At 63.8% G+C, this 4,290-nt stretch carries 4 protein-coding genes; 3 read left to right on the top strand and 1 reads right to left on the bottom strand.

Annotation, left to right across the window (positions count from 1 at the left end; all coding sequences use genetic code 11):
• The first annotated feature begins 73 nt into the window (after positions 1–73).
• The 3 genes from tnpA to tnpC are packed head-to-tail and all read left to right on the top strand — an operon-like array spanning position 74 to position 2,473.
• Positions 74–427: an IS66-like element accessory protein TnpA gene (gene tnpA, locus VLK31_RS36100; RefSeq protein WP_409173302.1), complete on the top strand. Its 354-nt coding sequence runs from the start codon at positions 74–76 to the stop codon at positions 425–427.
• Positions 428–434: 7 nt separating this feature from the next.
• Positions 435–908, top strand: a complete 474-nt coding sequence (tnpB, locus tag VLK31_RS36095; protein WP_409173301.1) for an IS66 family insertion sequence element accessory protein TnpB — start codon at positions 435–437, stop codon at positions 906–908.
• Positions 839–2,473 (top strand): IS66 family transposase, encoded by a 1,635-nt coding sequence (tnpC, locus tag VLK31_RS36090; protein ID WP_409173300.1) that lies wholly within the window; start codon positions 839–841, stop codon positions 2,471–2,473. Before tnpB ends, tnpC begins: the two co-directional genes overlap by 70 nt.
• 506 nt (positions 2,474–2,979) lie before the next feature.
• Here the strand turns inward: tnpC and VLK31_RS36085 are convergent.
• A complete protein-coding gene (locus VLK31_RS36085; protein WP_409173299.1) occupies positions 2,980–3,996 on the bottom strand; it encodes a sensor histidine kinase in 1,017 nt (338 codons plus the stop codon).
• Between the last annotated feature and the right edge of the window lie 294 nt (positions 3,997–4,290).

The following is a 4,290-nucleotide window of genomic DNA, read 5'->3' as shown; positions in this document are numbered from 1 at the left end:
GTAAGCGTCCGGCAATCCCATCTTGAACGCGGCGGCGGCCGCGGCAAGGATGGTGTCCACCAAGACAAGTTAGGTGGACACCCTGGAAGACTCCAAACAATCCTCGCGGCGGCGTCACAGCGCCGCCCTCAAGGCTCAGGTTCTCGCAGAATGCGCCCAGCCGAATGCCTCCGTTGCCAGCATTGCGATGGCGCACGGCCTGAACGCCAACCTCGTGCACAAGTGGCGCCGATTGGCTGCGAAGTCGCAGGCCCTCATGACGAGCATTGCTACTGAATTTGTCGCGTTGCCGTTGGCCGCGCATGTGCCGTCGGCAGCGAGCGACATCGCGATCGAACTGCGCCGAGGAGCCATCACGCTCAAGGTCACTTGGCCGATGGCCGGCGCCGCGTCTTGTGCAGCGTGGATCCGCGAGGTGCTGCGGTGAGCCGCGCATGATCCGCGTAGACGCGGTATGGCTGGCAGTAGAACCGCTGGACATGCGAGCCGGCACCGACACGGCGCTCGGTCGTGTCGTAAGGGTGTTCGGCGCAGCACATCCCCATCACGCCTACCTGTTCGCCAACCGTCGTGCCAATCGCCTGAAGGTGCTCGTGCATGACGGGATTGGCGTCTGGCTGTGCGCACGGCGGCTGCACCAGGGCCGGTTCCTCTGGGCCAGTACGGGCCTGGGCACGACGTCGATGACCCTGACGCGCGAGCAGCTCGATGCCTTGGTACTGGGCCTTCCATGGCAGCGCCTGGGCGAGGCCGGCGGATCCGCGTGGTGTAGCCAGGATCGGGCAATTGGGGCGTTCGCGGATGGAGAAGCGCAGGCAAGTTCGGCACACTGCTGTTCATGTTCAACGGCGATCAACTTCAAGGTCTTGGCGAGACGGAGCTGCGGGCTCTGGCGCAGGGCCTTCTGAGGGAGATCAACGATCGCGATGCGGTCATCGCCGGCAAGGACGCCGAGATTGCGCAGCGCTTGGCGCAGATCGCGCACACCGACAGCGAGATGCTGGTGAAGGATCGCAAGCTCGTGTGGAGCGAGGCCCGCATCGACCAGCTCACACACGAGATCGCGGTGCTCAAGCGCTGGAAGTTCAGTGCCCGCAGCGAGCAGCTGGACGCAACGCAGAAGAGCCTGCTGGACGAGTCCATCGAGGCTGACATCGCCGCCGTCGAACTGGAACTCGAGCAGCTCAGGCCCGCAGAGGCATCCGACGATGCGCCGCGGCAGCCGAGACGCGCACCGCTGCCGGCGCACCTGCCACGCACAGAGCACCGCCACGAACCGGCATCAACGACCTGTGCGTGCGGCTGCGCCCTCAAGCGCATCGGCGAGGACGTGAGCGAGAAGCTCGACTACACGCCGGGTGTGTTCACGGTCGAGCGCCACATCCGCGGCAAGTGGGCCTGCGCCAGGTGCGAGACCCTGGTTCAGGCACCGGTTCCCGCACAGGTGATCGACAAGGGCATCCCCACCGCGGGCCTCCTGGCCCAGGTGCTGGTGGCCAAGTACGCCGACCACCTGCCGCTGTACCGGCAGGAGAGCATCTTCGCCCGAGCAGGCATGGCGCTGTCGCGCTCCACGTTGGCCGAGTGGGTCGGAGCCTGCGGCGTGCAGTTGCAGCCCCTGGTGGACGCGCTCAAGGACGAGATGCTGCGCCACAGCGTGCTGCATGCCGATGAGACACCCGTGGCGATGCTGGCGCCGGGCAAGAAGAAGACGCACCGCGCTTACCTCTGGGCGTACTGCCCGGGCGTGTTCGAAGACCTCAAGGCCGTCGTCTATGACTTCGCGCCCAGCCGCGCTGGCGAGCACGCTCGTGCGTTCCTGCAGCAGGACAGCCAACCCTGGCGCGGCAAGCTGGTGTGCGATGACTTCAGCGGCTACAAGGCCAGCTTCGCGCAGGGCGTGACGGAGGTGGGCTGCGCAGCCCATGCACGGCGCAAGTTCTTCGACGTGCATGCGAACACCAAGAGTGCGGTGGCCGAGCAAGCCCTGAGGTACTTCGGCGAGCTCTACGAGATCGAGCGCGAAGTACGGGCGCTGGATACGCACGAGAGGCTGCGGCTTCGACAGGAGAAGGCGCGCCCGCTTGCTGACTCGCTGCACGCCTGGATGCTGGCACAGCGCCTTCGTGCGACCGACGGCACCGGACTGGCGCGAGCGCTGGACTACAGCCTAAAGCGATGGGCCGCGCTCACGCGCTACATCGATGACGGGCAGCTCCCGATCGACAACAACTGGGTTGAGAACCAGATCCGGCCGATCGCACTCGGGCGTTCGAACTGGCTGTTCGCCGGCTCATTGCGCGCGGGTCAACGCGCCGCGACCGTGATGAGCTTGATCCAGTCCGCCAAGCTCAACGGGCTCGACCCGCATGCGTACCTGAAGGATGTGCTGCAGCGCTTGCCGACGCACAAAGCTCGCCTCGTTGGCGAGTTGCTGCCGCACCGGTGGCAGCACGCGCCATCAGCTGAATGACGCGCGCTGCGGCAACGGCGTCTTCACCGGGCAATTCGGCCCAATTTGCGCATTCAACGCTCCTGTGCACGCGCGATGCTGTTCGTCCTTGCTTCCCATCCCCGGCCCGACGGGGCAACCTGCAGCGCGCTGCTGTCGATCCGCCGACGTTTTCAGGGCGACGCGAATGGAAATCGCGCCAAGATCGGTGCCAGCCTGACGGTTCTCTCGATTGGCCTCGTCAGCTTTCGAAGTTGCTTCCTGTCCTGTTCCACGAGCCAGTCACCCGCTGTAGGCTGACGTGTGCCTTCATCTGCAGAAAGCGATTGAATTAATGCGATGACCCTCAAACGACGTGACATGTTCGCAATTTCCGGTTTGCGCTTGCATGGCAATGTAAGAGAAAGACGGGAGTAATCTCGCGACCACGCCGCGATGTCTGTTCGCCACTGGCGTGCGGGCGCAGCGATTTTGGGGTGTACCGGCACGTCCCGGGCTCGTTCCTCAGTCGCCATTGCGATGTCCGGCTACGCCATCCGACGCAGCGGCAAGCTGATGGTGAAAATGCACCCCTTGCCCGGGATGTCTTGTACGGTCAAACGCCCACGGTCGGCCTCCACACTGCGTTTTGCAATCGACAGTCCCAACCCCAGGCCACGTTTGTCGTCGAAGCCTTGTTGGAAAGGCTTGAACAGGGTATCAACGCTGCTCTCGGGAAGGCCGCCGCAGCAGTCCTCCACATCGACGCGAATCGAATCAACGGACGCATGTGCGTGCAGCGTCACCTCGCTACCCGGTCGAGTGAACTTGAAGGCGTTCTGTAGCAAGTTACCGAGCGCCGCCATCAGCAGTTCGCGATTGCCTTCAATCGCGAGTTGGCCGTCCACTTCTGCGATGCGAAGCACGCACCCCGTGTCGGCCGCGTAGAGTTCGGCGACACGCCCGGCATCGGCCAAGAAGATTGCGAGCGAGAAGATGCGCGGATTCAGAGGCGCGAGAGCTGCGTTACGGACAGCCGCCAAAGAATCGTCGATCAAACTTCCCATGGAGCCAAGGCTGCGGTTGAGCACCGCACCGGTGGAACCTCCAACCGGCAGCTTGCCTGACTCCAATGCTGCGAATGCGAGCTTGGCGACGTGCAAGTGATTGCGCAACTCGTGCGCCAGAAAGCCAAGCCGTTCGTTCTCCTCCTCGGCTTGTCGTCTCGCCACATCGACGTCGCGCTGAGCAGCAAACTCTGTCACTGCGTCGGCGATGGCGTTGTCCAAGCAGCGGTTCAGCGTGCGAAACTGATCTACCGAGAACGGGGCGTCTCGCTCGACGGCGAGGTCAGTGATGGCCTGGCAAAGGTCGCCGTAATCATGAACGACTTGGTCTATGGTGTATCCGAGTCCAAGGAGCTCGCCGCCATGAACCGTCGCCGAAACGCCCATCTCCGAGAGCGCCGAGCCTTCACCTCCCGACGCCCCTGAGATTCGCAGCCCTCCTTCCATGTCGCCACCATCCTCGGCTTCGAGCGTGCGCGCCAGTTGGTCGAGAAACATTGGGACGCCGTGCGATAGTTGCTCGAGGGTAGCGTCCCGTGCGGGTCGCTGCGCAACCTTGACCTTGCATCGACGAATCAGCTCGTCGCGATTGTTCAGTAGAAATCCACGCATGTTGATAGCCCTGATGGGCTGCGGCGTGGCGCCGGTCGCAGCGAGGTGATGGCGGAATCGTCTCGCGTCGCCGGGGTGAGGCACAGTATGCGCCAAGGTCAAAGGGTCTCGACTCCTTGCCGATCGAGCGGCACGCAGGGCGTGCTAACGAAATTCAAGATGCCTTTGTCGGACGCTTAC

The organism is Variovorax sp. H27-G14, from assembly GCF_046156345.1.
Lineage (GTDB): Bacteria > Pseudomonadota > Gammaproteobacteria > Burkholderiales > Burkholderiaceae_C > Variovorax.
Note: the sequence above shows the minus strand (reverse complement) of the source record. Positions and strands in the feature narration are given on the sequence as shown.

Excerpts from the sequence above, each read along its gene's own strand:
- tnpB (WP_409173301.1), top strand. The coding sequence starts at position 435 with ATGATCCGCGTAGACGCGGTATGGCTGGCAGTAGAACCGCTGGACATG.
- tnpC (WP_409173300.1), top strand. The coding sequence starts at position 839 with ATGTTCAACGGCGATCAACTTCAAGGTCTTGGCGAGACGGAGCTGCGG.
- VLK31_RS36085 (WP_409173299.1), bottom strand. The coding sequence starts at position 3,996 with ATGTTTCTCGACCAACTGGCGCGCACGCTCGAAGCCGAGGATGGTGGC.